The sequence below is a fragment of the Rhodohalobacter sp. genome, assembly GCF_034521535.1.
Lineage (GTDB): Bacteria > Bacteroidota > Rhodothermia > Balneolales > Balneolaceae > Rhodohalobacter.
This window is the reverse complement of record NZ_JAXHMF010000005.1, coordinates 303,100-329,429: the sequence shown is the minus strand read 5'-3', so window position 1 is coordinate 329,429 and position 26,330 is coordinate 303,100. Positions and strand designations below refer to the sequence as shown.

General features: G+C 43.1%; 24 protein-coding genes and 1 pseudogene. 12 read left to right on the top strand and 13 right to left on the bottom strand.

The window, feature by feature from the left end; all coding sequences use genetic code 11:
• Window positions 1-175 precede the first annotated feature (175 nt).
• The 3 genes from U5K35_RS08475 to U5K35_RS08465 all read left to right on the top strand — a co-directional run bounded on the left by U5K35_RS08475 (window position 176) and on the right by U5K35_RS08465 (window position 3,601).
• A complete protein-coding gene (locus tag U5K35_RS08475) occupies window positions 176-1,000 on the top strand; it encodes an ion transporter (RefSeq protein ID WP_322571026.1) in 825 nt (274 codons plus the stop codon).
• A 415-nt stretch (window positions 1,001-1,415) separates the two neighbouring features.
• Window positions 1,416-1,556, top strand: coding sequence for a hypothetical protein (locus tag U5K35_RS08470; protein WP_322571025.1), 141 nt, complete (start codon window positions 1,416-1,418; stop codon window positions 1,554-1,556).
• A 281-nt stretch (window positions 1,557-1,837) separates the two neighbouring features.
• A complete protein-coding gene (locus tag U5K35_RS08465; protein ID WP_322571024.1) occupies window positions 1,838-3,601 on the top strand; it encodes a DUF2339 domain-containing protein in 1,764 nt (587 codons plus the stop codon).
• 363 nt (window positions 3,602-3,964) lie between these two features.
• Here U5K35_RS08465 and U5K35_RS08460 read toward each other — a convergent pair whose 3' ends face one another.
• Both U5K35_RS08460 and U5K35_RS08455 read right to left on the bottom strand, forming a co-directional pair.
• Entirely contained in the window at window positions 3,965-4,459 is a 495-nt protein-coding gene (locus tag U5K35_RS08460) for an STING domain-containing protein (RefSeq protein WP_322571023.1), read from the bottom strand.
• Window positions 4,456-4,650, bottom strand: coding sequence for a hypothetical protein (locus tag U5K35_RS08455; RefSeq protein ID WP_322571022.1), 195 nt, complete (start codon window positions 4,648-4,650; stop codon window positions 4,456-4,458). Before U5K35_RS08455 ends, U5K35_RS08460 begins: the two co-directional genes overlap by 4 nt.
• Before the next feature lie 278 nt (window positions 4,651-4,928).
• Here U5K35_RS08455 and U5K35_RS08450 point away from each other — a divergent pair, with 278 nt between their 5' ends.
• From U5K35_RS08450 to U5K35_RS08435, 4 genes are all read left to right on the top strand, one after another.
• Window positions 4,929-6,389, top strand: a complete 1,461-nt coding sequence (locus U5K35_RS08450) for a hypothetical protein (protein WP_322571021.1) — start codon at window positions 4,929-4,931, stop codon at window positions 6,387-6,389.
• A gap of 25 nt (window positions 6,390-6,414) precedes the next feature.
• The gene (locus tag U5K35_RS08445) at window positions 6,415-6,573 is read left to right on the top strand and encodes a hypothetical protein (protein WP_322571020.1); all 159 of its coding nucleotides are present in this window, start codon (window positions 6,415-6,417) and stop codon (window positions 6,571-6,573) included.
• Window positions 6,574-6,801: 228 nt separating this feature from the next.
• Window positions 6,802-6,981 carry a hypothetical protein gene (locus U5K35_RS08440; RefSeq protein ID WP_322571019.1) on the top strand — a complete coding sequence of 60 codons (180 nt, stop codon included), beginning with the start codon at window positions 6,802-6,804 and terminating at the stop codon, window positions 6,979-6,981.
• Between the two features lie 169 nt (window positions 6,982-7,150).
• Entirely contained in the window at window positions 7,151-7,804 is a 654-nt protein-coding gene (locus U5K35_RS08435; RefSeq protein ID WP_322571018.1) for a peroxiredoxin, read from the top strand.
• A 400-nt stretch (window positions 7,805-8,204) separates the two neighbouring features.
• Here U5K35_RS08435 and cydC read toward each other — a convergent pair whose 3' ends face one another.
• Genes cydC through U5K35_RS08415 form a run of 4 tightly spaced genes read right to left on the bottom strand, consistent with a single transcriptional unit; the run spans window position 8,205 to window position 14,069 of the window.
• Entirely contained in the window at window positions 8,205-9,872 is a 1,668-nt protein-coding gene (gene cydC, locus U5K35_RS08430; protein ID WP_322571017.1) for a thiol reductant ABC exporter subunit CydC, read from the bottom strand.
• A complete protein-coding gene (gene cydD / locus U5K35_RS08425) occupies window positions 9,869-11,623 on the bottom strand; it encodes a thiol reductant ABC exporter subunit CydD (protein WP_322571757.1) in 1,755 nt (584 codons plus the stop codon). The genes cydC and cydD overlap by 4 nt, the downstream gene beginning before the upstream one ends.
• Window positions 11,624-11,632: 9 nt before the next feature.
• Window positions 11,633-12,646 carry a cytochrome d ubiquinol oxidase subunit II gene (gene cydB, locus U5K35_RS08420; protein ID WP_322571016.1) on the bottom strand — a complete coding sequence of 338 codons (1,014 nt, stop codon included), beginning with the start codon at window positions 12,644-12,646 and terminating at the stop codon, window positions 11,633-11,635.
• 25 nt (window positions 12,647-12,671) lie between these two features.
• The gene (locus tag U5K35_RS08415; protein WP_322571015.1) at window positions 12,672-14,069 is read right to left on the bottom strand and encodes a cytochrome ubiquinol oxidase subunit I; all 1,398 of its coding nucleotides are present in this window, start codon (window positions 14,067-14,069) and stop codon (window positions 12,672-12,674) included.
• A gap of 244 nt (window positions 14,070-14,313) precedes the next feature.
• Between U5K35_RS08415 and U5K35_RS08410 the strand changes: the two genes are divergently transcribed.
• A complete protein-coding gene (locus U5K35_RS08410; RefSeq protein ID WP_322571014.1) occupies window positions 14,314-14,442 on the top strand; it encodes a hypothetical protein in 129 nt (42 codons plus the stop codon).
• A gap of 57 nt (window positions 14,443-14,499) precedes the next feature.
• Window positions 14,500-14,673 (top strand): annotated as a pseudogene (locus tag U5K35_RS19680) (DUF6429 family protein); the annotation flags it as partial.
• A gap of 20 nt (window positions 14,674-14,693) precedes the next feature.
• On the opposite strand, the gene U5K35_RS08405 reads toward U5K35_RS19680, so the two are convergent.
• The 7 genes from U5K35_RS08405 to U5K35_RS08375 form a co-directional block, all read right to left on the bottom strand.
• Window positions 14,694-15,227, bottom strand: coding sequence for a PepSY domain-containing protein (locus U5K35_RS08405; RefSeq protein WP_322571013.1), 534 nt, complete (start codon window positions 15,225-15,227; stop codon window positions 14,694-14,696).
• A gap of 16 nt (window positions 15,228-15,243) precedes the next feature.
• Window positions 15,244-16,830 (bottom strand): amidohydrolase family protein, encoded by a 1,587-nt coding sequence (locus tag U5K35_RS08400; RefSeq protein ID WP_322571012.1) that lies wholly within the window; start codon window positions 16,828-16,830, stop codon window positions 15,244-15,246.
• 76 nt (window positions 16,831-16,906) lie between these two features.
• The gene (locus U5K35_RS08395; protein WP_322571011.1) at window positions 16,907-17,365 is read right to left on the bottom strand and encodes a methylated-DNA--[protein]-cysteine S-methyltransferase; all 459 of its coding nucleotides are present in this window, start codon (window positions 17,363-17,365) and stop codon (window positions 16,907-16,909) included.
• Window positions 17,366-17,387: 22 nt separating this feature from the next.
• Complete coding sequence (locus tag U5K35_RS08390; protein WP_322571010.1) at window positions 17,388-18,272, bottom strand: LEA type 2 family protein; 885 nt, start codon at window positions 18,270-18,272, stop codon at window positions 17,388-17,390.
• 287 nt (window positions 18,273-18,559) lie between these two features.
• A complete protein-coding gene (locus U5K35_RS08385) occupies window positions 18,560-20,803 on the bottom strand; it encodes a TonB-dependent receptor (protein ID WP_322571009.1) in 2,244 nt (747 codons plus the stop codon).
• Window positions 20,804-21,163 carry a hypothetical protein gene (locus U5K35_RS08380; protein ID WP_322571008.1) on the bottom strand — a complete coding sequence of 120 codons (360 nt, stop codon included), beginning with the start codon at window positions 21,161-21,163 and terminating at the stop codon, window positions 20,804-20,806. It abuts the gene before it with no gap.
• 218 nt (window positions 21,164-21,381) lie between these two features.
• On the bottom strand, window positions 21,382-21,621 hold the full coding sequence (locus U5K35_RS08375; protein ID WP_322571007.1) for a hypothetical protein: 240 nt from the start codon (window positions 21,619-21,621) through the stop codon (window positions 21,382-21,384).
• A 177-nt stretch (window positions 21,622-21,798) separates the two neighbouring features.
• Here U5K35_RS08375 and U5K35_RS08370 point away from each other — a divergent pair, with 177 nt between their 5' ends.
• The 3 genes from U5K35_RS08370 (at window position 21,799) to U5K35_RS08360 (ending at window position 26,306) form a co-directional block, all read left to right on the top strand.
• Window positions 21,799-22,137, top strand: coding sequence for a hypothetical protein (locus tag U5K35_RS08370; RefSeq protein ID WP_322571006.1), 339 nt, complete (start codon window positions 21,799-21,801; stop codon window positions 22,135-22,137).
• Window positions 22,138-22,466: 329 nt separating this feature from the next.
• Window positions 22,467-25,139 carry a pyruvate, phosphate dikinase gene (gene ppdK / locus U5K35_RS08365; RefSeq protein ID WP_322571005.1) on the top strand — a complete coding sequence of 891 codons (2,673 nt, stop codon included), beginning with the start codon at window positions 22,467-22,469 and terminating at the stop codon, window positions 25,137-25,139.
• Window positions 25,140-25,331: 192 nt separating this feature from the next.
• A complete protein-coding gene (locus U5K35_RS08360) occupies window positions 25,332-26,306 on the top strand; it encodes a dihydrolipoyl dehydrogenase family protein (protein ID WP_322571004.1) in 975 nt (324 codons plus the stop codon).
• Window positions 26,307-26,330: the final 24 nt, after the last annotated feature.

Here is a 26,330-nt window from a genome sequence, read left to right as displayed (position 1 = left end):
CTTTCAAATCAGTTCATAATGTTTTCCCGATTGTATCTTCAAAGCCTTCCTACCATTTTTATAAATGCTTCTTAGTGTGGCTGTCCATGTAAAGTATATAAATGCAAGATTTTTGCTTGTATTTACTATTTTACTGCATAAAATTCGTCCGTGTTATTATTAAGGCTAAATCTTTATGGAAGGTGATAATCAATTGAGTTTAAAGCACCGACTGCACAAAATTATCTTTGAAGCCGATACTCCCAGCGGCAAGGCGTTTGATATCATTCTTATCCTCAGTATTGTTGTCAGTGTTTTGGTGGTGATGCTCGATAGTGTCTCCAGCTATCGGGCAGCGTACGGCGACTGGCTTTATAGAATCGAGTGGGTTTTTACAATATTATTTACCGTTGAGTATATTCTTCGTATCCTAACTGTAGAGAAGGCCCGAGGGTATATTTTCAGTTTTTACGGGATTGTAGACTTGCTCTCCTTTTTACCGACTTACCTGAGTTTACTCATTCCGGGAAGTCAGTTCTTTCTGGTGATTCGTGTGCTCAGGGTTCTGCGGATTTTTCGGGTACTCAAATTTACCCAATATATTCTTGAGATCGACCAGCTTCGGGAGGCCCTGGCTTCATCCCGCCGTAAAATTATTGTGTTCATCTACACTGTCGTTACAATAACGGTGATTGTTGGTTCACTGATGTTCGTTATTGAAGGAGCCGAAAACGGATTTACTAGTATTCCAAGAGGGATCTATTGGGCAATTGTCACGTTAACTACAGTAGGCTACGGTGATATTTCTCCGCAAACGAATTTGGGACAACTGGTTTCAGCAATAATCATGATTATGGGATATGGCATTATTGCCATACCTACCGGAATATTTACTGCCGAATTAAGTCGCAAGAGATGGAGCAAACAAACCACCGAGGTCTGCCCCCACTGTTCCAAGGAAGGACATGATGCTGATGCAGAATATTGTAAATATTGCGGTGGCAGGCTGAATCCCGAATAAAAATCTTATCCACATAAAATTTTTCTATTCCGACATTGATTGCAAGCTTGTCCGAATTCCTGCCATTTAAAAATTGAGTAAACTACCTTGGCCTTAATAGCTGAACATGCAGATGTACAAAGAAAAATTAGATTTGTAATTTCTTCAAGCCTGATAATATCAAATATTGCAAACCTATAGCTTAGCGGCTGCGCCGTTATTCACCCGATACACATTAAACATAAACATGACACGGACACTGATATACATACAGGTAATGATAACGGTGATTATTGCCCTGCGGTTTTTGCCTGGTGTCCCGGATCATCAACAAGATTCTGAGGGCCTTTAATAAAAGACGGATATAATTGAATTTGCTACTTTTTCATTATATAGGTTTAGTAGTTCTATTATAATTTGACTGGAGGGACTCAATATGGCACGTCTATTAATAATGGGAGCCGGTGTTTCGGAACATACGGCAGCATTGCATGCTTATGGAAAGCTGAAACGGGACAACGAAGTAGTTGTAGTGAGCCCAAATTTGGTTACTATCCGATTACATCTGATATTGTGAACAACAGGTAAATGAGTTTCGAAATAAGTTTCTTCTCTTTTTATTAAAAAAAGAATTCAGAACCTTAATCAGTCTTTACGCGCAGAAATGCCCATTCATCTACCGGAAACTTTACAAATATCGGACATCGTATATCATCAGGTCAAAGAATCAGAATTTCATGCGAACTCCGTTTAATTTTATAATCTGCCATAAAAGTCTGATCGAGAAATAAATTATTAAATGTACATCGTCCTTCAGAAAATGAACTGCAAATAATATTTCATTATACCTTAACCTTGATGGAATCAGATCATAAAAAACACCCGGACCGCAGGCGCATTGAAGAGCTCGAACAACGGGTGGAAAAACTTGAGCAGATTCTTGCATCCTCGGAAGCGGCGGAGCGTCCAATAAGAAAAGAGAGTCCCAAAACTGGAACCTCCGAAAAAGATTCCTATCGCACACCTGATCCTTATCAAGAAAAATCAAAGAAATACAAACCTCAGATCCCGAGAATCCTGAAGGAGAACTGGCTCTACTGGTTAGGCGTTGGAATGCTGCTGCTCGGGGTGATTTTTCTGTTTCGGTATTCGGTTGAGCAGGGATGGCTCATTCCAGAAATCCGGAGCACGTTTGGCCTGATCACCGGAGGAGTGATGCTCTATCTGGGATTTAAATCTTCCTCAGGTGAAACAATCCGGCAGTTTCTGATCGGCGGTGGAATCGGTGTATTCTATATTACCGGATTTGCCACGTTTCAACTCTACGATTTTATGTCCTATTCGGTCGTATTCGGGTTTATGGTGGCTGTGACGGTTTTATCATTCACCATTTCAGTTCAGCAAAATTCGGCTATCCTATCTTTAATCGGAATTCTTGGCGGGCTGGCAACCCCTTTTCTGCTATATCGCGGGGATGGTTCATTGGCCATGCTAATGATCTATACGGCCATTATTCTAACCGGTGCCGCCTCCATATATCGTTTCAAAAGATGGAATTCACTTCTCTGGAGCCAGGCGATTGGCGGAGGTATTGTTCTGCTTGTTGCATGTGTGGTTAACATTCTGGACGTCAGCAGTCCGCCCGATTTACACAGGGCGCTCATACAGGCAGTCTCTGTATATCTGGCCGTTCTGGTTTGGATTTTTCCAATAAGAATTTATATCAATGAAGTTAAAGGGAGTATTGGGAAACCTTCAGGAAGTCAGGCACATCTGGAGCTTTTATCCGCTATATGCCCGCTTGCTCTGCTTCTGTTTTCCGGGTTGATCTGGGAGACATCTGCTAATGAACTCGGGTATGCCGCTCTTCTATTTTCGGCTGCACTGGGGGGATATTCTTTTCTTCTGAAACAAAAGCAGTTCAAAAGACTCGCAGCCGTACATTTTGTGAGTTCGGCAGTGATATTTACGCTGGGGCTGATTCTGCTGCTGGACGGAAGAGTACTACTTGTTGTCATCGTGCTTGAAGCCATGGCAATCCGGATAGTGATCAGCAAAAAACAGCTGACTTCATTTTCATGGATTTCCCATCTGCTTTTTGTAACAGGCTGGGTGCTGCTCATCAACTACCTGAGTTATCCGCAGACCGGCAACCTGGCCTTGATTCACTTTCCGGCTCTTTCGGAACTGCTTGTAATAGCTATTACCGGCTTACTGGCACCCATCTATCTGGACAGTAAAAACGAAGGATTTCTATACAGAATGATTGCACATCTGGGTATTTTGGCCTGGATAGCGAAAGAATTATGGATGGTTGATCACTCGCAGATTTGGATAACAGTAGCCTGGGGTATTTACAGTATCGCAGTGTTAATTGTTGGATTTCGTGTTGGCAACAGTCTGGTCAGAACGGTGGGAATGGCCACAATACTGGTAGTTGTTGCAAAACTCTTTTTTGTTGATCTGAGCCAGACCAGTGCGCTCTTGCGAATCCCTCTTTTTATGGGTTTCGGCTCAATATTTTTGTTAATCGGCTACTATCTTCAAAAACAGTGGTCATCTAATGGCGATGATTCCGGGACGGAGAATTTGGATATACCTTTTGATAAGGAAAAAAATTAATGGGGCTGAATTATATTCTTTCAACCCTCACTTTTCTCAATACATAGTCCTGACGATTACTTCCAGCAGATCCTCCAGTTGCTCAGCAAACCCCTCTTAATACTGTTTAATCTTTTTCGGTCTTGGTATGACCCAGGCTGATCTTTACAAATCTGGGCAGCGAAAACAAGGTCCTGGGATAATCAGCAATCTTTAAAACCTAAGTTCGATTAATAATATCTTGATTTAGATGGTTGAAAGTTCCCCTCCTTTTCAAGGAGGGGATTTAGGGGTGGTTTAATTGATGAATTCAGGACACTAAAGACTCAAAACCCTAAGGCTACCTCCCCTGACCCCTCCTTACACAGGAGGGGAACTCAATAATCAGCATTTTAGAATCGAACTCAGGTTTAAACGATATTCTTCTGCTTTTACCCGCGCCCAAAACGGCGTTCCGTCTTTTGCGTTGATAATGTCGATATTCTGGTACCCTCTTTGATTATTCAGCGCATCGGATATTTCAACCAGGCTGTCTGAATTCATAGGCATGTACACGGTAATCTCTATACAGTCGATATCAAAGTGCTTTAATGACTGATCATTCCTAAAGTATACTTCTGTTGTTTTGCCAATATTTTTGGCCATCGGTTCCAGAAAGTTGATGAAGTATCCGGTGGCGAGTATTTCAGCCAATGCCTTCTCCTTCTTACCAAGATTGTTGTGAATGAATAGTCCAATCAAACCAAATAGTACCGCCAATCCAATAATGACCGGTATCCATGGCCGTTCAAAGTAAGGCAGTGTTCCGATGATGGAGACCAATGACGGCATGAGCGAAATCCCAAAATCCATCACCGATAAAAACTCTTTCCATTTCATAGTTGCACATCCGCCGGCGGAGGATTGTTAAACAACATCGTTTTGATTTTCCAGACGCCATATTCATCCTTCTTCCAGTGCACGAGTGCTCGGGCATTATATGACCACTCCTCTCCTTCATTCGAAATCCAGTCGACATGAAATGTAGCGTACTCTATGGCGGCATCTCCATGAATTTGTAAAGATTCCATTCTATGCCTGTATGAGCCGGACTGATTATTAGAAAACAGAACTCCATAATCTCGGCAACTCCCGAATTCACCCGGTACTTATTAAAAATGTTGAGCTTGATTTAATGATTGCGGTTGTTGTGCTGGTCCTGGCGTTAGTCACAGCGGTTCATCTCTTCTAGCTTATGGTTTAAGTTAAAGACATCTAAAAATTTTCATTCTGATTTCAAATGAATTTGCTACTTTATTAATAAAGAGAGTTTAGTAGTTCATTTATAATTTGACTGGAGGAATTACATATGGCACGTCTATTGATAATGGGAGCCGGTGTTTCCGGACATACAGCGGCACTTCACGCTTACGGAAAGCTGAAACGGGATCACGAAGTAGTTGTAGTGAGCCCAAATTCGAAATGGAATTGGATCCCCTCAAATATCTGGGTGGGTGTGGGATTTATGAATACAGACCAGGTAACATTTGATCTTGCTCCCATATATAAAAAAGTTGGAATTCCATTTTATCAGGCAAAAGCTACCGCCATTTATCCTGAAGGAAATAAAGAAACTACCAAGCCATTTATTGAGATCAGCTACACCAGCCCGGAGCGAAAGGGTGAAAAAGAGATCCTGACATACGACTATCTTATAAATTCAACCGGTCCGCGCCTGCGATTCGATAAAACGGAAGGACTTGGCCCCGATAATGGATACACAACATCGGTCTGTACTCACGGTCATGCCGAGCATGCTTATCGGCACCTGGAAGAAACCATCGAACGCATGAAGAAGGGAGAGCGACAGAAAATTGTTATTGGCACAGGCCATGGAACCTGCACCTGCCAGGGAGCAGCGTTTGAATACCTTTTTAACGTAGATTATTTGGTGAGAAAACATGGCGTTCGCGATAAGGCTGATCTTATCTGGATCACAAACGAAATGGAGCTTGGTGATTTTGGAATGGGCGGAATGCATGTGAAACGCGGAGGATATGTAACTCACAGCCGAATATTTACAGAGTCTTTGTTTACTGAACGCGGTATTTCATGGATTAAACAGGCCGGTGTAAAAGGCATTCAAGAAAATAAATTTATTTACGAAACACTGGACGGCAAAGAATCCGAACAGGGGTTTGATTTCTCCATGATGCTGCCGCCATTTACCGGCGTACCCTTTCAGGCGTTCAATAAAAAGGGTGAGGAGATAACAGATCAGCTTTTTGCCCCAAATGGTTTCATGAAAGTGGATGCCGATTATTCGGGTAAACCGTATGAGGAGTGGAGTCCGAAGGATTGGCCGGAGACCTATCAAAATACGACGTATAGTAATATTTTTGCCGTTGGAATTGCCTTTGCGCCGCCTCATGCAATATCCAAACCGGCAAAAAGTACCAATGGAACACCTATTTCACCCACACCGCCTAGAACCGGAATGCCTTCAGGGGTAATGGCAAGAGAAGTTGCATTAAATATCGCAGACATGATAAAAGGTGATGCCGAGAGCCCCGTACGAAGAGCATCCATGGCGAATATGGGAGCCGCCTGTATTGCTTCGGCCGGAGCCAATGCTTTAAACGGAACTGCTGTATCCATGACGATGTACCCCATAATTCCGGATTTTGAGACATACCCCGATACAGGACGTTCTCTGAGATATACCACAGGCGAAATTGGATTGGCCGGACATTGGATCAAACATTTGCTCCACTTTGGATTTATGTACAAAGCAAAAGCCAAACCTCTTTGGAGAATGATTCCCGAATAAAATTTTCAAATCAAAAATATTAATCATGGAAAAGAAAGAATCTCTTCGAACACCTTACGAACAGAACTACTATCCGCCAACACCGTCGAAATTTACCGCTTGGAAGCGAACAAATCCCGTCTGGCAGTTTTTTCGATTCATTATAATCAACGTAAAAATGCTGATTATGGCGAGAAAGCATTGATTTTTAATTCGAATGTATATCCTTTTGTAGCCGCTCGATTCTTTCGCAAAAAACGAGAAAAACACATATCGGTTTTGCACTTTTTACCGGTCTCTTTCTCGTTTGGGTAAATATGGCCGTTGGAATTATTGGCTCGGAAAATAACGACATCAACCTGCTCTACTTTCTTGTCATTTTCACCGGGATCATGGGCGGTTTCATATCTAAATTCAAAGCACGATACTCACCATGTTTGCAATGGCCGCTATGCAGACAGTGATTGCAATTACCGCATTGCTTATGGGCACGGCTGATGCAACGGGAAGCTCCATATTTGAAATCATCGCTGTAAACGGATTCTTTATCACTCTATTTGTAGTGGCAGCTTCTCTATTTAGCTATGCAGCCAAGGTTCGAAATGAATCATAAACCATGCGCATTTCATTTGATCATCTCTTCCAATCAGATCGCATAAAATAATGGGCATCGTTGATTCAAATGCACACTATAGTAAGGTTCTATTTGAACTCAGAAACTGATTGGGATATATTACTTGTATTAACATGTAGTAATAAATACAAACCAAGTAATAATAGACATGGAAGAAGAAAAACAACAACCCATCGTAATGCCCAGACTCAATGAAAAGGCACCCGATTTTGAAGCGAAAACAACTCAAGGTATTAAATCACTGAAAGACTATGAGGGAAAGTGGCTGGTACTTTTCTCGCACCCGGCAGATTTCACTCCCGTTTGCACTACAGAATTTATCGGTTTTGCTGAAAATGCTGATAAATTCAACGAGCTGAATGCCGAACTGCTTGGACTCTCAATTGACAGCACCCACTCACACCTTGCATGGATTCGTAATATCAAGGAAAATTTTGGGGTAGAAATCCCATTTCCGATTATCGAAGACCTGTCAATGAAAGTTGCCAATGCATACGGAATGATTCAGCCCGGGGCCAGCGATACCTCAGCAGTTCGCACCACCTTTATCATTGATGATAAGGGGATTCTCAGAGCAATGCTCTATTACCCGATGACCAACGGACGCTCCGTGAAAGAAATACTCCGACTCGTTAAGTCACTGCAGACTTCTGATAAGCATAATATTGCCACCCCGGAAGGCTGGGAGCCCGGAGATAAAGTAATTGTACCTCCACCCGCAACTGCAGAAGAAGCAGAAAAACGTATGGAAGAGGGGTATGAGTGCGTTGACTGGTATTTCTGTAAAAAAGACCTCGACTAACGGTATTTAGATTTCCGATTTATCAGGTTACAAAGGCAGGGATCGCATCCCTGTCTTTTTTTATTTACATATTATTTATGGTTCAACAGAAAACCTTGTGGGTTCATACTCAGAGTGGTAGCTGTTGCTATGATATCTATACTGCCATAAAAGATCCGAGCTTTGAACGGCTATGATTACGCCGGTACAGGGAATGATTCCCTCTACCATCGGCGGGCGTAGTAAAATGTTGTTCTGCTACATTACCCGGTGCCCGCCGCTTTTAAAACCAATAATCTGTCATGTCGACCGAAGTCCCGGTGCAGTTGACCGGGACGAAGTGGAGACATCTTCTTGTAATAGATGGATTGTTCTATCTGCCCACAAGGTTTCCAGTTGAACCTCATTTATGATACAGCCATCAAACAAGTTGAGCGGCCTCTTGATAAACTTCACCTTCCTTCATTAGATATACTTTATCGGCGGTAAAGTACTTGCTGTTCTGATGGGTGATATGAAGCACCGTTTTGTTCTCTATCAAGTCTTGAAGCGTGTGCATGATTTCATCAGCCATCTCCCGGTCCAGGCTGGAAAGAGGTTCATCCAGAATCCAGATGGGTGCATCCTTGAGAAGTGCCCTTGCCAACGAGACTCTCTGTCGTTCACCGCCACTCAGTCTTAAACCCAGTTCACCTACTTGCGTACTTAACCCATTTGGAAGTGTTTTCAGCACTTCACTGAACCCCACACGATTTAGTGCCTCAACCAGTTCTTCATCTGTTGCCTCCGGTTTGGCAATTTTCAAATTATTGCGCAGCGAGGTATTGAACAGTCGTGTATGCTGCCCTACTACGGTTATGTATCGACGAACATCTCTTCCATTGAATTCTCTGATGTTTTGATCTCCTATCCTGATTTCACCTTTCCACGGTTCAAACCATTTTACAAGAAGATGAGCCATTGTGCTTTTCCCACATCCGGAAGCTCCCTTCAGAAGCACATGCTCTCCGGATTGAATCTTTAAATTCAATCCATTGAGTACCGGCTTATCATCATAACCAAATTGCACGTTTTGAAAAGTGACTGAAAACTTGTTGGGAGCAAAATCAACTCTCTTGTTTTGCTCTAAATCTGACTCAGATGTAGAGGTTATCTCTCGCAATCTGCCTGCTGCCTCTTTGGATTCGTAAAAGTGCTGAAGCGCGCTGCCCATTGGTTCCAGGGCTTCAAAAACTGAAAAAATACCCAATACAATTGCGGTCATAACAAGTCCGCTGATTGCACCTTCCAGTATCAGCGGCAAAAGCAAAATGAAAGAGACCGGTAAACTGATATGACTTAAAAGCGTGAACAGACCGGACTCCAGGCCAAAAGCTCCCGCTCTTTTTTTCTGAATATCAGCAAGTTCATCAATTATCTCTTCGCCACTGTTAATCCACTGCTGATGGTGCCCGGAAAACAGCTGATCCGTTGCCCCCCGAATATGATCACTCATAAACTGACTCAGCTCAGCGTTTCCGGCGGATAACTCCTCGGCAGACTTTCCCGCTTTGTACCTGACAAAAATTGGCATCAGAAATGCGTTCAAAAGCATAAGAGTGAAAATTGTCAGGCCCAAAACAGGTGAATACCAGCTCGTCAAAATGGTGGTGAGAACAATAAAGAATAGCGCAATAGCTACCGGGCTGACTGTTTTCAGGTAAAATTCCTGGAGCTGATCCACATCGTCAGAAAAACGGCTCAGAAGATCGGCTGAGCGATATCGGATCGCCTTTGCCGGAAGCAACGGTTCAATTTTTTCGTAAAAACGGACCCGTAAATTTTTGAGTATTCTGAACGTGAGATCATGCGAAAAAAGTCGTTCCGCATATCTGAAGGCAGCTCTGGAGATCCCGAAAAATCTGACCGCTACTAAAACCAGAATCAAATCCAAAATTGGCGGACGCAGCGCTGCCCAGCTGATCAGATAACCGGACGCTGCCAGCAGTCCCACACCCGTAATAACCGTGAAGATGCCAAGTACAAGGGATAATGAAACTCTCTTTTTTAAACTAAAAAGCTCTTGTAGTACTTCACTCAGTTCTCTCATCTTTGATCCTCCCCTGCATCAGTAGTCTCCACGAAAGTTGGAAAAAGATCATCCGGTGAGCCGCTTTCCGATATAATTCCGTCGCTTAAAATAGATAGCCGATCGGATGCGAGAATGGTTCTTGGCTGATGACTCGTGATCAGTACAATACGGTCCTTAGACAATTTTTTGATGGAGTGAAGCAGCAGTTCTTCGAGCTCTTCATTCAAAAAGTTGCCGGGTTCATCCAGCAGATAGATGGGGGATTTATTCAGGAATACCCTGGCCAGTGCCAATCGCTGACGTTCGCCGCCGCTCAAATTCAGTCCGCCCTCACCCAGGTTCGTATCATACCCGTCCGGAAGATTTGAAATGAACGGGTGTGCCAATGAAAGCTCCGCCGCTTCAATAATCTCTTCTTCCGTTGCCTCATCATTTCCCAGACGGATATTATCTGCAATGCTTCCGGCAAAAAAGTGCGGAAACTGCGGCAGATATGAAATCCGGTCTCTCCATTCACCTGAATCCAGCTCATTAAGGGAAATTCCATTTACAAGAATATCTCCGTCATTCGGGTGGAGAAGCTTGCCGAGTATATTCAAAAGGGTTGACTTGCCCTCTCCGCTGGGTCCGGTCAGCGTATGAACTTCACCCGGCACAAGTTCAAGATTTACGCCTTTCAATACCTCACTGTTCGATTCCGGGTAGCTGAATTTTAAGTTCTTCAGCTTTATAGAAAATGGTGAGTCTGGGAAATCAGAGACTACAGGATCTGGATTTGTGTGCCTATCCGCATTTTCATCAAGGATTTCAAATAACCGGGCGCCGGCTTCTGCTCCTTCCATACCGGCATGATGGGCGCTGCCAAATGAGCGGAACGGCAGGTAGAATTCTGGAGCCAGCAGAAGCACAAACAGGCCCAGTTGAAAACCAATCATTCCTTCAATGAGCCGGACTCCGACTTCCACGGCTACAACGGCCGTACTTACTGAGGCCGCCAGTTCGAGAACCATCCCGGAGAGAAAAGCCACTTTCAGCACCCTCATGGTGGTTGTTCGAAACATTCTGCTCACGTTGTTGATACTGCGGCCGGCACTCTTTTCTCTTCCGAAAAGCTTAAGCGTATCCATTCCCTGGATTGTATCGAGAAAATGGGCGTTCATGCGACGGAACGAACTCCACTGCTCCCGGATTTTATCACCGGCTTTGGTGCCTATCAGATACATGAAGATTGGGATCAGCGGCCCTGTAATCATCAAAACCAGACCTGAGGGCCAGTCGAGCCACATAACCACCCCGAAAATAATTATGGGAATTGTGCCCATCCGGATAGCTGAAGGCACGTAGAGACTGAAAAAATCATCCAGCTTCTCAATACCGTTAAGCTGTACACCGATAAGTTCGCCCGTCATCTCTTTCTTAAGCCTGATCGGGCCTATTTCATGAATTTTGTGCAGAAAACGTTTCCGATAACCGGTTTTCTGAGTAATTGCCAGCTTCAGTCCGAGCCACTTATCTGACCAGGCCAAGACGGCTCTCACCACTACGGCACCAACAAGAAGGAGGATAAAAGGAAAATACGTTTCTGTATTCCACTCTTTCAGGAATGCGGCATCAATCAATACGCTGAGGCTGTACATCTGAACAAGAATTGTGAAACCCGTCAGCACAGCAGTCAACAGAATTCCCGCTATGAATCCACGCCGGGTAAGTGCATCCCGGAACAGGCGTTTTTGAGCTTTCTCAACTTTATGTGGATGTACAGAACGCATCAAAATGGGTTAATGAGTCGGGATTGAATCGCGCGTTACCCGCTTTCTGAACACATAGTAGCTGTAGATCTGGTAGCCGAGAATCAATGGCAGAAACAGAAGAGCTACCACACTCATAATGGTAAGAGTAAGCTCACTTGAAGATGCGTTGTAAATTGTCAGTGACCAGTCGGGATTTAGCGTGGACGGCATAAGCATTGGGAAGAGACCTTCAAACGCAACGACCGTTCCAAATAAAATGGTGGCACCTGTAGCAGCAAAAGACCAGCCCGTTCGACCTATTTTCAGTAAAAAGTAACCCGAAACAAATGCCAGAACCGCCAGAGCCGGGAACGTTCCGGGAATGAGGCCCAATCCGTCAAATAAAACGGTGTACCTGTATCCTAAGAGTGCAAAGGCCAGTAGGAGCACCCCTGCAGGAATCCACATCTTTTGGGCAACTTTTGATGCACGTTCCATAAGCGGTCCGTCGGTCCTGAGTGTTAAAAATACCGCGCCATGAAGTGTAAATACTATGGTTGAAGCTAAACCACCCAGAATGGCGTAAGGTGAAAGCAGTCCAAACAGGCCGCCCGTGAAGTTCATATCTTCACCGATCGGAAGTCCCATCACGATATTTGTAAGGGCAACTCCCCAAATAAATGCCGGAATAAGGCTGCCCCAAAAAATAAAGTGATCCGCACTTCGCTTCCAGAAAACCTTATTTACTTTTGACCTGAATTCAAAACCGACTGCCCTGAATATTAATGCTATCAGTATGAGCAAAAGCGGCAGATAAAATCCGCTAAAGAGGGTTGCATACCAGTGGGGAAATGCGGCAAACATGGCACCACCTGCGGTAATTAGCCAAACTTCATTGGCGTCCCAGAATGGACCGATCGTGTTGATACACACCCTTCGGTCAACATCATCCCGGCTGATGAACGGCATCAGTATTCCAACTCCAAAATCAAAGCCTTCCAGAAAGAAGTAGCCGATAAAAAGTATCGCGATTAGAATAAACCAGAGTAATTGAAAATCCATAGTCTTATTTATTTATATCCTGAAATTAGTAAGCAAAAGCGTCTGATTTGTCGGAAACCTCATCCGAATCTTGTCCGGATTTATCGCTCTCTTTAGGGATTCCGGGTTTTGCATATTTCACAACCAGAAAGACCGCAACAGCCGCCAGAAATCCGTAAACCAGGGTAAATGCTGCCATACTGATCCAAATTGAACTGCCTGCTACTGAGGGTGAAACCCCATCAGAAGTAAGAAGCAGCCCATAGACAACCCAGGGCTGACGCCCCATTTCTGTCACCAGCCAACCCGCTGAATTTGCTACATATGGCAAGAAAAGAGCACCCATCAGAGCTTTATGAAACCAAGTAGTGGTTTCAAGTTTTCCCTTCCACCATAAGATGAGTCCAGTAAATGCTATAAATATGAAAAGAGTACCCAAGCCTACCATTACCCGAAAACTCCAGTAGACTGTATTAACCGGAGGGATGTAGTTTCCTTCTCCATATTTTTCTTCCATTTCAGCCTGAAGTTCATTCAGCCCTTTCACTTCTGAAGTGGCATTGTTGTGAGCCAGTACGCTCAGCATATATGGTAATCTCACTTCTCTCATTGATGTCCGGTTTTCCTGGTCAATCAGAGCAAAAAGTGAAAAGCTTGCCGGCTGTTCGGTTTCCCATAAGCCTTCCATTGCAGCCATTTTCATCGGTTGACTTTTTACGGTGTCCTGAGCCTGGCTGTGCCCTGTAGTTGCAGTTAACAGAGAAGCCACTGCCGTAAATACGAGAGCGATTTGTGCTGATTTCTTAAACGTTTGAACCTGATTCCCGCGATACATCATCCAGGCGCTGATTCCAAGCACAAAAAGGCCACCGGTAACAAACCCTGCAATGATGGTGTGAGGCATTTGAACAAGCAGTCGTTCATTCAGCAGAATGGCCACGAAATCGGACAGTTCAGCCCTGCCTCCTACAATCTCATATCCCACGGGAACCTGCATCCAGGAATTAGCCATCAAAATCCAGATAGCTGAGAGATTCGATGCAATGGCAACCAGCCAAATGGATAAGAGGTGAACTCCCTTGCTGAGCCGATTCCAGCCAAACAGCCAGAGACCTAAAAATGTGGACTCCATAAAAAATGCCATCAGTGCTTCAATGGCCAGTGGGATTCCAAAGATGTCTCCAACAAACCTTGAATATTCGCTCCAGTTCATCCCGAACTGAAATTCCTGCACAATACCCGTCACAATCCCAAGCGTAAAGACAATGACGAATAATTTTCCAAAATATTTGGTGAGCTGCTTATACCTTTCGTCTCCTGTTCGATACCAAAACGTTTGAATTATTGCCACAAGGACGGATAAACCTAAAGTAAGTGGCACAAAAACGAAGTGGTATATAGTGGTGATTCCAAACTGCCAACGGGCTAAATCTAATGCTTCCATGCTTTCCCTAAATTTTCGGTCTGCTGTATTTCAATAAAATTGAGGTACGCATTTTTTAGTTAATATATATTTGTTTGAATTTATGTGTAGGGTATGAAGTTTATATGAAAACATTCCCCCAAAATGAATATTTCAATAGAGACGCTTTCATATTTTTATCTGTTCTCAACTTCATTTTCCTATGTTTAGCTTTCTAAAGAGATGGTCAACAATTTGAATTAAACCATATAAACTGCTCGCTGCCATGATTATTGCATTTCAATATTTCACTATCCCGGGATTTGCTCAAACCAAGGAGCACATTCCTACACCTGCCGACTTTGAAATCCATGCCGTATTTACGGATACTCCGAATTTTCAGTTAAAGACTTAAGAACATTGCCGCCTCGCTGCTTAGCCACCGAACCGTTATGCCGTAAGAGCATGGAAAAGACACAATTGGGAGCATTTCGATCGCCTCCACGAAAAGGGATTTATCGGCAATTCCAAGAGTAAGGCCAAATCTGTTATAGTTACCGAAAAAGGCAAAAAACGTGCTGAAGAGTTATTCCATCAGTTTTTTGGGATAGATAAGGCTGAATATGGGAGAGGTTTAGTGGAATAAGAAGGGGAAATCAACCGGATTCAGCTATTCATTTTTTTGAGAGCACGCCGATTTTTTCTCTTTGCCACATATGGGACAAAAAAGAGGTAAATACCGGTAATCCATAAAACGGTTACGACTACGCCAGAGGGCAGAAAAACCCAAAGTTTTGCTGAATCGTGAAACCATGAACCATCGTGTAAAGACTCAAATAACTCAGATCTGCGGTAGGCCACCTGAAGAATTTCTGCAGTTTCATTGTCGATTTGAATTTCCCATCGGTTCACGGCTCTCACTTTTGTAATTCCTTTATCGGGACGAACGTCTAAACGATCGATGTCCTCCCATGTTGAGATCTCTGCTTCCGGAACGGCTCTCGAGGCTGACAAAATATCTTCGAAACTGATAGAAGGTATGCCTGACACTCCCTGCTGTGAGGGAGGCTGAATCCAATTTACTTCTTTTTTAACCTGTAGGAGAAGCCCTGTGATAAGAACCAAAAGAAAAGGGATGGCAATCAGTGCGCTTCCCCACCTGTGAACCTTTCGTAGATCACGCCGTGAATTCCAACTCATGTATCTTGTGCCTCTGTTACCAATCCAGTCCCGGTTGGGTGATCTTGTAATTTTCTTTTCTTTTGGCAGCCTCTACCATATCGGCCACATCTTTTAAGAGCTCTTTCGCATCAAACACAATACCGTCTTTAATAGTGTATCGAACACCGCCTTTTCGAACGGGTACGTTTTCATCATTAACGTAAATGGCACCGGTTCCGTATAAAACTTTAAGGTTCTTCATAGGGTTTGCATCCACGATCACCATATCAGCAAGTTTGCCAACTTCAATAGTACCGAGCTCATCGTCTACACCCAAAACTTCTGCAGCTTTCAGTGAAGCTGACTGGAAGATCTCGAGGGGATGGAATCCGGCTTCGCGCATCATTTCCATTTCCTGAATATATCCGAAACCATAGAGTTTATAGATATATCCGGCATCAGAGCCCAAAGTGACCCTGCCGCCTTTGTTCTTATACTCATTCACAAATTGCATCCACGATCGGAAATTCTCTTTCCAGGCAATTTCCTGCTCGGTTCCCCATTCCAGCCAGTAAGAACCATGAGACATTTTACTAGGTTGGTAGAATTCCCAGACTGAGGGTAAGGTGTATTTTTCATGCCACTCAGCTCGGCGTTGAGCACTCAGGTCGCGGTTAGCCTCGTAAATAGTGAAAGTCGGATTTAAAGTGAGGTCCAATTCAAGCATTTCATTCATTACAGAATTCCATTTATCTGAACCCGGTTCTGCTGCTTGTTTCCAAAGATTTCCGGCTTCCTCAAATCGGTGCTGTTCGTTGTTGTAGTTATAGTCTAATGGGTAATCCTGAATCACCCGGTGTTCGAACATGGCTTCCGGTAAACCATACCAATGTGTCAATGAGGTTAAACCATATTGAGCAGAATGCAGAGCGTTGTTGTACACAACTCGTGTCTGGGCGTGATGAGTCATTGTTCCCAAACCTAGCTTATTAGCCTCATCGATAGCTGCAGAGTAAATGGCCGGTTGTGCTCCAAAAAATTTGATACCGTCTGCACCTTTTTCATCGATCATACGCACCCAATTACGGGCATCTTCAGGCGTGGTGATCTCTTTGCCATAATCCATTCCAAACCCGATCCATGCTGATATCCTTGGTGCTGTGATCTCGTTGTTCTTGCTAAGCTCTTTGTGGCGGAGGGTCCAGTCCATGCCGTTAAAAGATCCCGGTTCGCGTATAGTAGTAATTCCGTGAGCAAGCCAAAGTTTATACACATATTCAGGAACCGTGCCCTGAGCATTGCCACCGGTATGCGCGTGCATGTCAAAGAATCCGGGTAGCAGATACATGCCTTCGGCGTCCAAAACCTTGGTATTCTCATCAGCTTGTGGACGTCGGTTCTCGTTTATGGGGAGTCCGGGATAGCCAACCGTGCTGATAGATACAATTCTGTTTCCTTCTACCACAATATCTACCGGACCTGTGGCAGGAGATCCGGTTCCATCAATTAAATTTACGCCGCGAATAATAAGCCGTTCGTGGGGACCGTCGCCTTCGGATCGTTCAGGGGCATCCGGCATCTGAGCAAAAAGGCTGACGCTGCCAATAGTGAAAAAGAATAACAAAAGCTTCAGAGATCTCATTGGATAAGAATTAGGTTATGAAATGTTATTTGATCGCAATGTACAACTAAGGCTTCATTCCATCCGTAAAAATAAGTTAGATAAGCAGGGCACCTTCGTGCTTCAGAAGCCACTCTTTACGTTCAAGTCCGCCCGCATAACCGGTCAGTTTATTGTCTGAACCGATGACGCGGTGACATGGCACGACTATCGCGATAGGGTTTTTACCATTGGCTCTCCCTACGGCTTGTGAAGCTTTAGCGTCACCGATCTTTTTGGCAACCTCTCCATAACTGCAGGTGTCACCTTTAGGAATGTCCATCAGTTTATTCCATACTGAGTGTTCAAACTCGGTTCCATCAGGTTCCAGCTCCAGCTGAAAGCTATGTCGGTTCCCTTCAAAATATTCACGAAGCTGTGTTCGGGCTGATTCAGTATGAACATCGGGATCTTCAGGACCATCCGAATCCATGAATTTGATCTCCTTGATGGCTTTTCCATTTGAAAGAATTCGGATATAACCGATCGGGCTTTCGTAGTAGCTAACGTATGTCAATGGGTAAACTTTGAGTTTAAATTTATTTAAGGATATCGACTGACCCTGATTTATCAAAATCGAAGTTAGATTTTTTGAAATAAGGCAGATCAGATCCAATGAGGGTGGAACCGGTCAGTTTGTACTCTAGGTTTTCATCACTGTTAAGAAGCCGGTAAGCGGCCATACCTGCATTGAGGAAACTAATGTTAAAAGGTAATTTTATGGTTTGAGCCGATTTTCTGTCGATCAGGATCTCATCATTAATACTCCCTGAAAAAGATCTTAGACCGTTTACTTCCAGATCAAAATTCAGGTCATCAACCATAAGCTGAAATGCATTTGGGTTCTGAACACTGAGTTCGACTATCAGATCTGCACCGGACAAAGACAGATTCTCAACTGAAAAATTTGAAAGGGAGATACTTGGCTGCTTAACAACCGGGATCTTTCCGGCATATTTAACAGGTACAGTTACGGTGCCAAGTACAGGCAGATCAAAACCAAAATCAGCTGCAAAACTGTAATCAGACTCATCCTGATCTCTCATACTTTGAAAGGTTTGTAGCAATTCAGAAAAAGTCAGAGTAACAGGTACCCGTACAATACTGCTGTTTTTTGCATTGATGGTCATACCACGCTGCTCATTTCCGGCCACAAAATTCTTTTCGTTAACGTCTAAAGCATAGCTGTAAGAGCTCAGATCAATTCCCACATTATTAGGATTATCGATCTCTACATCAGCTGTCAGCTCAATATCCTGCAAAGTTAATCCTGTGATGTTCATATCCACAACGGATAAGGATGGCTTACTTACATTTGCAAGCTCACTTAACTGTGCGCAGGAATGAAAAAACACCAAGAAGATGAAAAGCGAACCGATTTTTAAAACCTTAAAGTATTGTGATGGATTTGGTTTGGTGCTCATTTCAGATATCAGAATTCGCTAGGGTTATGTGTGATTACAAAGGTATATAATAGTTTGTATCAACACTAATTCTTTGCTCAAATGATGATTTAAAAATTATCTGAAAAGCTTTTTAAAAAATATTTACAAAAAAATGTAACAAAAGTGTTAAAGATCACTCTTGTAAATAGCTTAGAAGTTGAGATTAATGTTTATACCCTAACAGTTAGTCGATTCTAACTCCTTAAAGCTGAAAACTAAAGCCCCGGTTCTGAACCTTCCGGGGCTTTTTCTTTATCTATACTTTTCTAGAAATATATCCGGTAAAGAAGGCTGACATTAATTCCGGGTTCAGGTCTAAGATCCTTGATGCGTGAGAGGTGATCATAATATTCCTGATTGAGCAGGTTATTGGCATTCAGTGAAAAGGTGTGCAATAACTTGCCACCTTCATGGCGGTACTGCGCAAAAAGATCTAAAAGAGTGTAGTTATCGGTTGGTGTCTCAAACTCTCCGGTTCGGTCTTGTTCTGCGGAAAAGCGAACCCGGCTTCCCAATTCAAATCCATTCTTGCTGTATTTAAAGGAAACTTTAGACTTAAATGGCGGGATCATTGGTAATGGTCGTGTATCTCCATCATAACCAGTGGTTTGCTGCTCACTCTCTGATACGTTTCGTTCAGCAAGGGTATAGCTCATGGATGCATTTAGCACAAAATTGGATCTTAGAATGAACTCTCCTGATAATTCAGTTCCGTAAAGAACGGCTTCTTCTCCCACAAATTGATAATTATTAAGGTCAGGCCTTCTATTATTTGGCTGACCGGTATCACGGGCATACAGATAATTTGCGAAATTATTATGGTAAAAAGTGACTTCCGCATTGGCTTTAGGCTTCTGATATCGTAGAAATAACTCTTTAGCGAGACCTCTTTCAGGATCAAGTTCCGGATTTCCGATCTCATATGAATAAGACGCCAGGTGTGGTCCCTCAGAATACAGTTCTTCAAGTGATGGTGCCCGGAATGAATGAAGCAGGCTTGTTCCTACTGACAGGCTGCTGTTCAGGGAATAGATAGCTGCGAATGAGCTTGAAAGGGCAGGGAAAGTGCGCTCCCTGATATTGCCGATCACAGAATTAGGATCATCCTCAACCGGTTTGTTCATGACCCAGTCAAAACGCAAACCACCCTCAAGATGCAGCTTATTGAAATCTGCTTCTTCAACTAAAAAGGCCGCCAGTTTATAACTATTTGCATCAGGTGTACTGGCACCAATTATGGCATAATCCTCTATCTCACCCCAAAGCCCAAACGACCCTTTATCAACAAAACCGATCTTTTGGTGCTTGGCCTTGATCTCTGCATTGGAGGTTACAAGTCCAAACTGAGTGCCAAGAGCACCACTCGATTCAATTTCTTGGTGAGTATAATTTTTAAGCGAAAAACTGCCTTCAATTACATTCACAAAATCATTATTCAAAATCACTTCCGACTTTAGATCGTACTGAAATTTTTCCATTTCTATGTCTACACCATTCGGATGTCCTTGTGGATCCGGGGGGATGCCATAATTGTTAAAGTAACTACTGAATGCGCCTCCAATATATCCCCAGTTCTTGATCCAGCTTAAACCAACGGCATTATTGGTAGATCTATAGTAAGTGTTATCCGTCTGACCAATAGGGGTGGAAATATCTTGAGCTGTACGTCCGTTAAGGCTCAGGCTAACGGCAAGATCTCTGACCGGAGCGGTTATATCAAGCGCACCTGAGACGCCCCGGTTAACAGTTTCCCCGTTTAGTGTAAAATTACCGGTCGTTTTAGACGGTGTACTGGATGCGATTTGATTTCGTACTACGTTGATGACACCACCGATGGCATTAGCACCATAAGCCAGTGCCTGAGGGCCTCGTGCAATTTCCACTTCCTGAGCAGAAATGGGATCGATGGTTACCGCGTGATCTGAAGATTGTGAAGAAACATCACCGGAACGCATGCCATCCTGTAAGATCAGAACCCGCTCACCGCCAAGGCCACGAATTACAGGTCGACCCGGTGCTCCACCCATTTTTCGTTCATCAAAACCGGGAAGGTTGGCGAGGGTCTGTGAAAGGGTGTTTCCAAGATTCTGCCGAAGATCTGAGCCAAATACTTTCTTTGAAGCATGCTCAAGGTTTGAACCTTCAACATTACGGTCATTTTGTCCAATGACCTCTACCGATTGTGACCCAAGTACAGTGGATGAAAGAATAATATTAACAGTTTCATCAGCTTCTTTTATCGCTATCTCTTTGGTTTGGGTTCTATACCCGATCCTGTGAATTGTTAGCGTAAAATTACCTGCCGGTATATTTTTTAATTCGTAATAACCATCATTATCAGCAACGGCCGTACGGTTAAGTTCTTCAATATGGACATATGCGAATGAGACCGGTTCACCTGTTTCAGCGTCTGTTACAGTACCGGATAAAATATATCTGTTATCAGCAAGAGCATTCTCATTAAGAGACGCTCCAGCTAATAAAAGAATTGAAATGATTAGAAACCTCAATTACTTATCCGAGTTTGATTTTGCTGTTGCAGCCGGAACGACTGTGACTTCGATAGCCGGACTTTCAAAATCCGGGTGGCCATCATGCATGAGAAGAAGGGTTAGGTTTGCAGTTCCTTCCTGTAGACCTAATACATGAAATTCCCAAAGTTCACCATCGTGTTGCTCAATTTCGATAATATTGGAGTCTGATATCTCAAAATCGAGATAAACTTCCGGTTCGTCAGGCACGAATTCGTTTCCGTCATCGTCGATAAAAAAGATCTCGATCAATGCAGTTTCATCATCGGATTCAATTTCGGGGAAGTTATTGATAAGATCCTGATTTGGATATTTTTCAACAATATCATCTCCGTTCAATTTTAATACAAAACCTACTGGTTCCGGATGTTCTTCTTCCTCACTGGAAGCTGAGTTAGAGCATGAAATGCTTACAGATGCTATTAATAGCTAGTACAAATACGTTCTTTAATACCGAGTATAGGTTATACTTTTTCATTGTGATCTATGATTTAATTTTGATGAATATAATTTAGAGTTGCCATATAGAGCTATGGCAGGAAAGTTTTACAAGTTTATTAAATCATATATGGCGGGGCACGCCCGAGGAGGGTATTAGGAACTTCTGTTGTAAGCAGTAATTCCTGTACTTCAACTAACGTTTCCTGATACTGAAGCAGATGGTTTAGATCTGTCGGATTGCTGTCAGCCGTCACCGCAACAAGGCCCGCTACAGGACAAAGAAGTTCATTTTCAGTATAATGCTGTTCCTGAGCGTGGTGTACACAAAGAAGTCCTTCACTATGATAGTGCATCATAGATAGCATGATCCCACACACACCAAGTGTGAGAAATAGAGCGGCTATTTTATTTTTCGACCTCAAGTTAGACAGCTTAAATTGTACTAGTTTGTATACTGAACTGATTATCGTAATAAATCGGTTCATTATTGCATCGGAACAGAAAACTATTACACTTTTTAAAATACACTTATTTTGGCTGAATTAATAGAAACGATCCAAACATGGTTTTTTAGTCTGGGTGATAATTACGGAGTTAATCCAATTATTTTTGGGAGTATATATGTGGGGGCTATTCCCTTTTTTACACTTAGTATAGCTTGGTTGGTAAAAAATTACAGAAAGAAGAAGTCCATTGTTTTACCCGCCTTGAGTGCTACCTTCTTTTTTATTTCGGCTTATGTATATCTGATAGTAGCCGGCCATAATGTGCCATTATGGGTATATGGACTGGTTATTTTGATGGTAATCTATGGAGTATATTCTACTGTTTTAAATGTTAGATCAAAAATTAAAGAAGAGACAAAGCAGTAAATTATTATAAAGGCACGGTTTTTGTTAATCATATCTGTAGAAAAAATGTAAGCAGGTACGATAGTAGCATGAAAGCTAATTCAAAATAAGCAGTAAATATGCACTGTTTTGAACTTGAAGTTAAGCTGAAGGAAAAAGAGAATTTGGTTATTGAAATAGTAGAGGAGATAATTTGCACCTAAACTTATCATTATAAAAGCGCTTTTCCGGGCTACATATTTACTTCACATTAGAATTGCATTTTTTAGCGTTCGGTTCAAAAACCCGATAAGAAAGAACATTGGGCATTGAACCTGATTCTCAAAATGAAAACAAAATGAGGTAACGACATGGGTCTTTCAGAAAATTTTGTGTACCGCTTTGGAAAGCTGAACACAGACGGTAACCGAAAAATGAAACAACTTCTGGGTGGAAAAGGGGCTAATCTTGCTGAAATGAGTACAATCGGTATTCCCGTGCCTCCTGGCTTTACGATTTCAACCGAAGCTTGTAAAGCAACTGTCGATAATGAAATGAGCTGGCCTGAAGGACTTGAAGAACAGATCAAAAAAGGGGTTGAACATGTTGAAGCTGAAATGGGGCTGAAATTAGGTAACGAAAAAGATCCGCTACTGATTTCTGTTCGTTCCGGAGCTGCTGTTTCCATGCCGGGCATGATGGATACTATTCTGAACCTTGGGATCAATGATAAGGTAGTTGAGGGCATTATCCGAAAGACCAATAACGAACGCTTTGCCTACGACAGCTACCGTCGTTTTATTGATATGTTCGGTGATGTTGTAATGGGCGTAAGTCACGATCAGTTTGAGGAAGCGATAGAGAATATGAAAAAAGAAGTCGGGGTTGAGACTGATCTTGATCTTGGTGCAGAACACCTTAAAGAACTGACAGAGCGATATAAAGCGATTTACAGAAAAAATACCGGACACATGTTCCCTGAAGACCCAATGGAGCAGCTAAAATTTGCAGTAAATGCTGTGTTCAATTCCTGGAACAGTGCACGAGCGGTCAAATATCGACAGATCAGTAATATTTTTGGATTGATCGGTACGGCTGTGAACGTACAGGCTATGGTATTTGGTAATATGGGAGAAACAAGCGGAACCGGTGTGTGCTTCACCAGAAATCCTGCTACAGGTGAAGCAAAGCTATATGGTGAATATCTGATCAACGCCCAGGGAGAGGACGTTGTGGCAGGAATTCGGACTCCAAAACATATTGAGGAACTGGAGCAAGCTAATCCAGAAAAATATAATGAGCTTATGAAGCACACCAGAAAACTGGAAGCTCATTACAAGAATATGCAGGATATCGAGTTTACCATTCAGGATGGTGATCTATATATCCTTCAAACAAGGAATGGTAAACGTACCGGTTCAGCAGCTGTCAAGATCGCCGTTGATATGGTGAATGAAGGTGTACTGAACAAACAAGAAGCCATCAGAGATCTGGTCGATCCTCTTCATATAGAGCAATTATTACACCCTCAGTTTAAAGATCTTGATGATGGTTCCAAGATACTTGGTAAAGGTTTGCCCGCCTCACCGGGAGCAGCTGTAGGTAAAGTTGTTTTTGATTCTGCAGAGGCTGAGAAATCTGAGGATCCGGTAATTTTGGTTCGTATTGAAACCAGTCCTGAGGATGTGGGTGGTATGTCTTCTGCTGAGGGTATTTTGACTTCACGCGGCGGTATGACTAGTCATGCTGCCGTGGTTGCCCGCGGATGGGGGAAACCATGCGTGGCAGGATGTAGCGATATCGTAATCAACTATAAAAACGGATCTTTTACAAACGGTGAGGTTACCGTAAAAGAAGGAGATTACATTTCTCTTAACGGAAGTACGGGTGAGGTTATCTTAGGAGCAAAAGAACTGAGTGAACCTGAATTTGGTAAAGAGTACCAGATATTCATGAGCTGGGTTGGTGAAGTGGAAGAAATGAAAGTACGCACCAACGCTGAAACACCGGAAGATGCCGCTGCTGCCCGTGGTCATGGTGCTGTGGGTATAGGTCTTGCAAGAACAGAACATATGTTCTTTAAACCCGGGCGCGTGAATTTCATGAGAAAAATGATCATCGCCAATAATAGGAAAGAGCGTGTAGCTGCTTTAGATAATCTGCTCCCTTTCCAAAAACAGGATTTCATTGAGATCTTTGAGGCTATGGAAGGATTGCCGGTGACGATCCGTTTACTGGATCCACCACTTCATGAATTCCTGCCACAGGAAGAAGAGGAGATCGAAAAGGTAGCTGAAGAACTGGGTGTGACTGTCCAGAAACTTCAGGCTAAAATAAATCAACTCAAGGAATTCAACCCTATGCTGGGTCACCGAGGCTGCCGCCTGGGAATTACCTATCCTGAGATCACCGAAATGCAGGCACGGGCAATCATTGAAGCCGCTATTGAGCTCAAGAAAGAAGGCAAAGAAGTACTTCCTGAGATCATGATTCCGTTGGTTGGTGGCGTTGAAGAATTCAGAAATCAGCGAAAAGTCGTTGATAAAGTAGCTAAGCAGATTCTTGAGAAAGAAGACGTGTCACTTGATTACAAGGTCGGAACTATGATAGAGGTGCCACGTGCAGCTATTCTTGCCGATCAAATCGCTGAGGAAGCTGATTTCTTTTCATTCGGCACAAATGACCTGACCCAAATGACCTTTGGCTACAGCCGTGACGATGCTGTTAAATTCCTGCCAGCGTACGTTGAAAATGGAATTCTTAAACAGGATCCATTTCAGGTACTTGATGAGGAAGGTGTCGGACAATTGGTTCAGGCCGGTGTTCGCTTAGGCCGAATGGTCAATAAAGACCTCAAGATCGGTATTTGCGGAGAGCACGGTGGTGATCCCAGCAGTATTAACTTTGCTTACGTAACAGGTCTTGATTACGTATCATGCTCACCTTTTAGAGTCCCTGTTGCCCATCTGGCCTCAGCTCAGGCTACACTCAGAAAGCAAGCAGATGCTCAAGAGCAGGAAACACAGAATGCTCAGGAAGCTTGATCTGAATTACATTCTAAATGATTCATGTAAAGGCAAAGGGTTGAAAAACTCTTTGCCTTTTTTGTTTTATAAAAAGATTAGGTAAGGCTGCGGTACTCTGGTAGCGTCTGTTACTTTGAACATTGAATTCTATCAGAATATTATATGTATACTAATCTTACTAAGACGAAATGATATACAAGCAAAAGAAACATGTCTAAATACGAGTATGATATGATCGTAATTGGCGGTGGGGCAGCAGGTCTCACTGCTTCCGGAATAGCTGCGAATTTCGGTGCAAAAACCATGATGGTGGAAGCTGACCGTCTTGGTGGCGACTGCACGTGGACGGGTTGCATTCCTTCTAAAACATTGCTTAAAGCCGGAAAAGTGGCTAAGCAGATCAGGGAGGCAGGTAAATTCGGCTTAATAGATGGTGAACCGAATATTGATTTTAAAAAAGTGATGCAGCACGTGGATGAGGTTCGAAAGGAAGTTTATGAAGACGCCGATCGCCCCGAGATATTTGAGGAAATGGGCATTGAAGTTGCGTTTGGAATGGCATCTTTTGCGGACTCTCACACCATAGAGATACAACAGCCTGATGGAGAATTGAAAACTGTTTCCTCTAAAAAATTCATCATTGCGACAGGAGCCAAACCATTTATCCCTGATATTCCCGGCTTGGATAAAGTCGATTATTTAACGAATGAAAGTCTGTTCGAGATCGAAGACCTGCCCAAAGACCTCATTATAATTGGTGGGGGACCGATCGGTACGGAAATGTCGCAGGCTTTTGTGAATTTGGGATCTAGAGTGACGGTAGTCGATATGGCACCTAATATTCTCACAAACGATGATCCTGAACTTGTGGACATCCTAAAGGGTGAACTTGAAAAACAGGGTGTGAATTACGAACTGCATGCTTCCATTCAAATGATCGAACAGGATGGAAATTCTATCAGAGTTCATATCAAAAGGGATGGAGAAGTCGATGTAATCAAAGGGGATACTTTGTTGATGGCAACAGGGCGAAGAGCAAGCACAGCGGGTCTTAACCTTGAAGCTGCAGGCGTTGAAACTGAAGATGGAAATATTCCGGTGAACGAGTCGTGCCGTACCAATCAAAGGCACATTTATGCTGCAGGGAGATGTGACAGGCAGGTATCAGTTTACGCATATGAGTGATCATATGGCCAAGATCGCAGCGAC

What these genes read in the sequence shown, in the direction of transcription:
- U5K35_RS08475 (WP_322571026.1), top strand. Translation starts at nt 176, where the DNA reads ATGGAAGGTGATAATCAATTGAGTTTAAAGCACCGACTGCACAAAATT.
- U5K35_RS08470 (WP_322571025.1), top strand. Translation starts at nt 1,416, where the DNA reads ATGGCACGTCTATTAATAATGGGAGCCGGTGTTTCGGAACATACGGCA.
- U5K35_RS08465 (WP_322571024.1), top strand. Translation starts at nt 1,838, where the DNA reads ATGGAATCAGATCATAAAAAACACCCGGACCGCAGGCGCATTGAAGAG.
- U5K35_RS08460 (WP_322571023.1), bottom strand. Translation starts at nt 4,459, where the DNA reads ATGAAATGGAAAGAGTTTTTATCGGTGATGGATTTTGGGATTTCGCTC.
- U5K35_RS08455 (WP_322571022.1), bottom strand. Translation starts at nt 4,650, where the DNA reads ATGGAATCTTTACAAATTCATGGAGATGCCGCCATAGAGTACGCTACA.
- U5K35_RS08450 (WP_322571021.1), top strand. Translation starts at nt 4,929, where the DNA reads ATGGCACGTCTATTGATAATGGGAGCCGGTGTTTCCGGACATACAGCG.
- U5K35_RS08445 (WP_322571020.1), top strand. Translation starts at nt 6,415, where the DNA reads ATGGAAAAGAAAGAATCTCTTCGAACACCTTACGAACAGAACTACTAT.
- U5K35_RS08440 (WP_322571019.1), top strand. Translation starts at nt 6,802, where the DNA reads ATGTTTGCAATGGCCGCTATGCAGACAGTGATTGCAATTACCGCATTG.
- U5K35_RS08435 (WP_322571018.1), top strand. Translation starts at nt 7,151, where the DNA reads ATGGAAGAAGAAAAACAACAACCCATCGTAATGCCCAGACTCAATGAA.
- cydC (WP_322571017.1), bottom strand. Translation starts at nt 9,872, where the DNA reads ATGAGAGAACTGAGTGAAGTACTACAAGAGCTTTTTAGTTTAAAAAAG.
- cydD (WP_322571757.1), bottom strand. Translation starts at nt 11,623, where the DNA reads ATGCGTTCTGTACATCCACATAAAGTTGAGAAAGCTCAAAAACGCCTG.
- cydB (WP_322571016.1), bottom strand. Translation starts at nt 12,646, where the DNA reads ATGGATTTTCAATTACTCTGGTTTATTCTAATCGCGATACTTTTTATC.
- U5K35_RS08415 (WP_322571015.1), bottom strand. Translation starts at nt 14,069, where the DNA reads ATGGAAGCATTAGATTTAGCCCGTTGGCAGTTTGGAATCACCACTATA.
- U5K35_RS08410 (WP_322571014.1), top strand. Translation starts at nt 14,314, where the DNA reads ATGATTATTGCATTTCAATATTTCACTATCCCGGGATTTGCTCAAACC.
- U5K35_RS08405 (WP_322571013.1), bottom strand. Translation starts at nt 15,227, where the DNA reads ATGAGTTGGAATTCACGGCGTGATCTACGAAAGGTTCACAGGTGGGGA.
- U5K35_RS08400 (WP_322571012.1), bottom strand. Translation starts at nt 16,830, where the DNA reads ATGAGATCTCTGAAGCTTTTGTTATTCTTTTTCACTATTGGCAGCGTC.
- U5K35_RS08390 (WP_322571010.1), bottom strand. Translation starts at nt 18,272, where the DNA reads ATGAGCACCAAACCAAATCCATCACAATACTTTAAGGTTTTAAAAATC.
- U5K35_RS08375 (WP_322571007.1), bottom strand. Translation starts at nt 21,621, where the DNA reads ATGATGCACTATCATAGTGAAGGACTTCTTTGTGTACACCACGCTCAG.
- ppdK (WP_322571005.1), top strand. Translation starts at nt 22,467, where the DNA reads ATGGGTCTTTCAGAAAATTTTGTGTACCGCTTTGGAAAGCTGAACACA.
- U5K35_RS08360 (WP_322571004.1), top strand. Translation starts at nt 25,332, where the DNA reads ATGTCTAAATACGAGTATGATATGATCGTAATTGGCGGTGGGGCAGCA.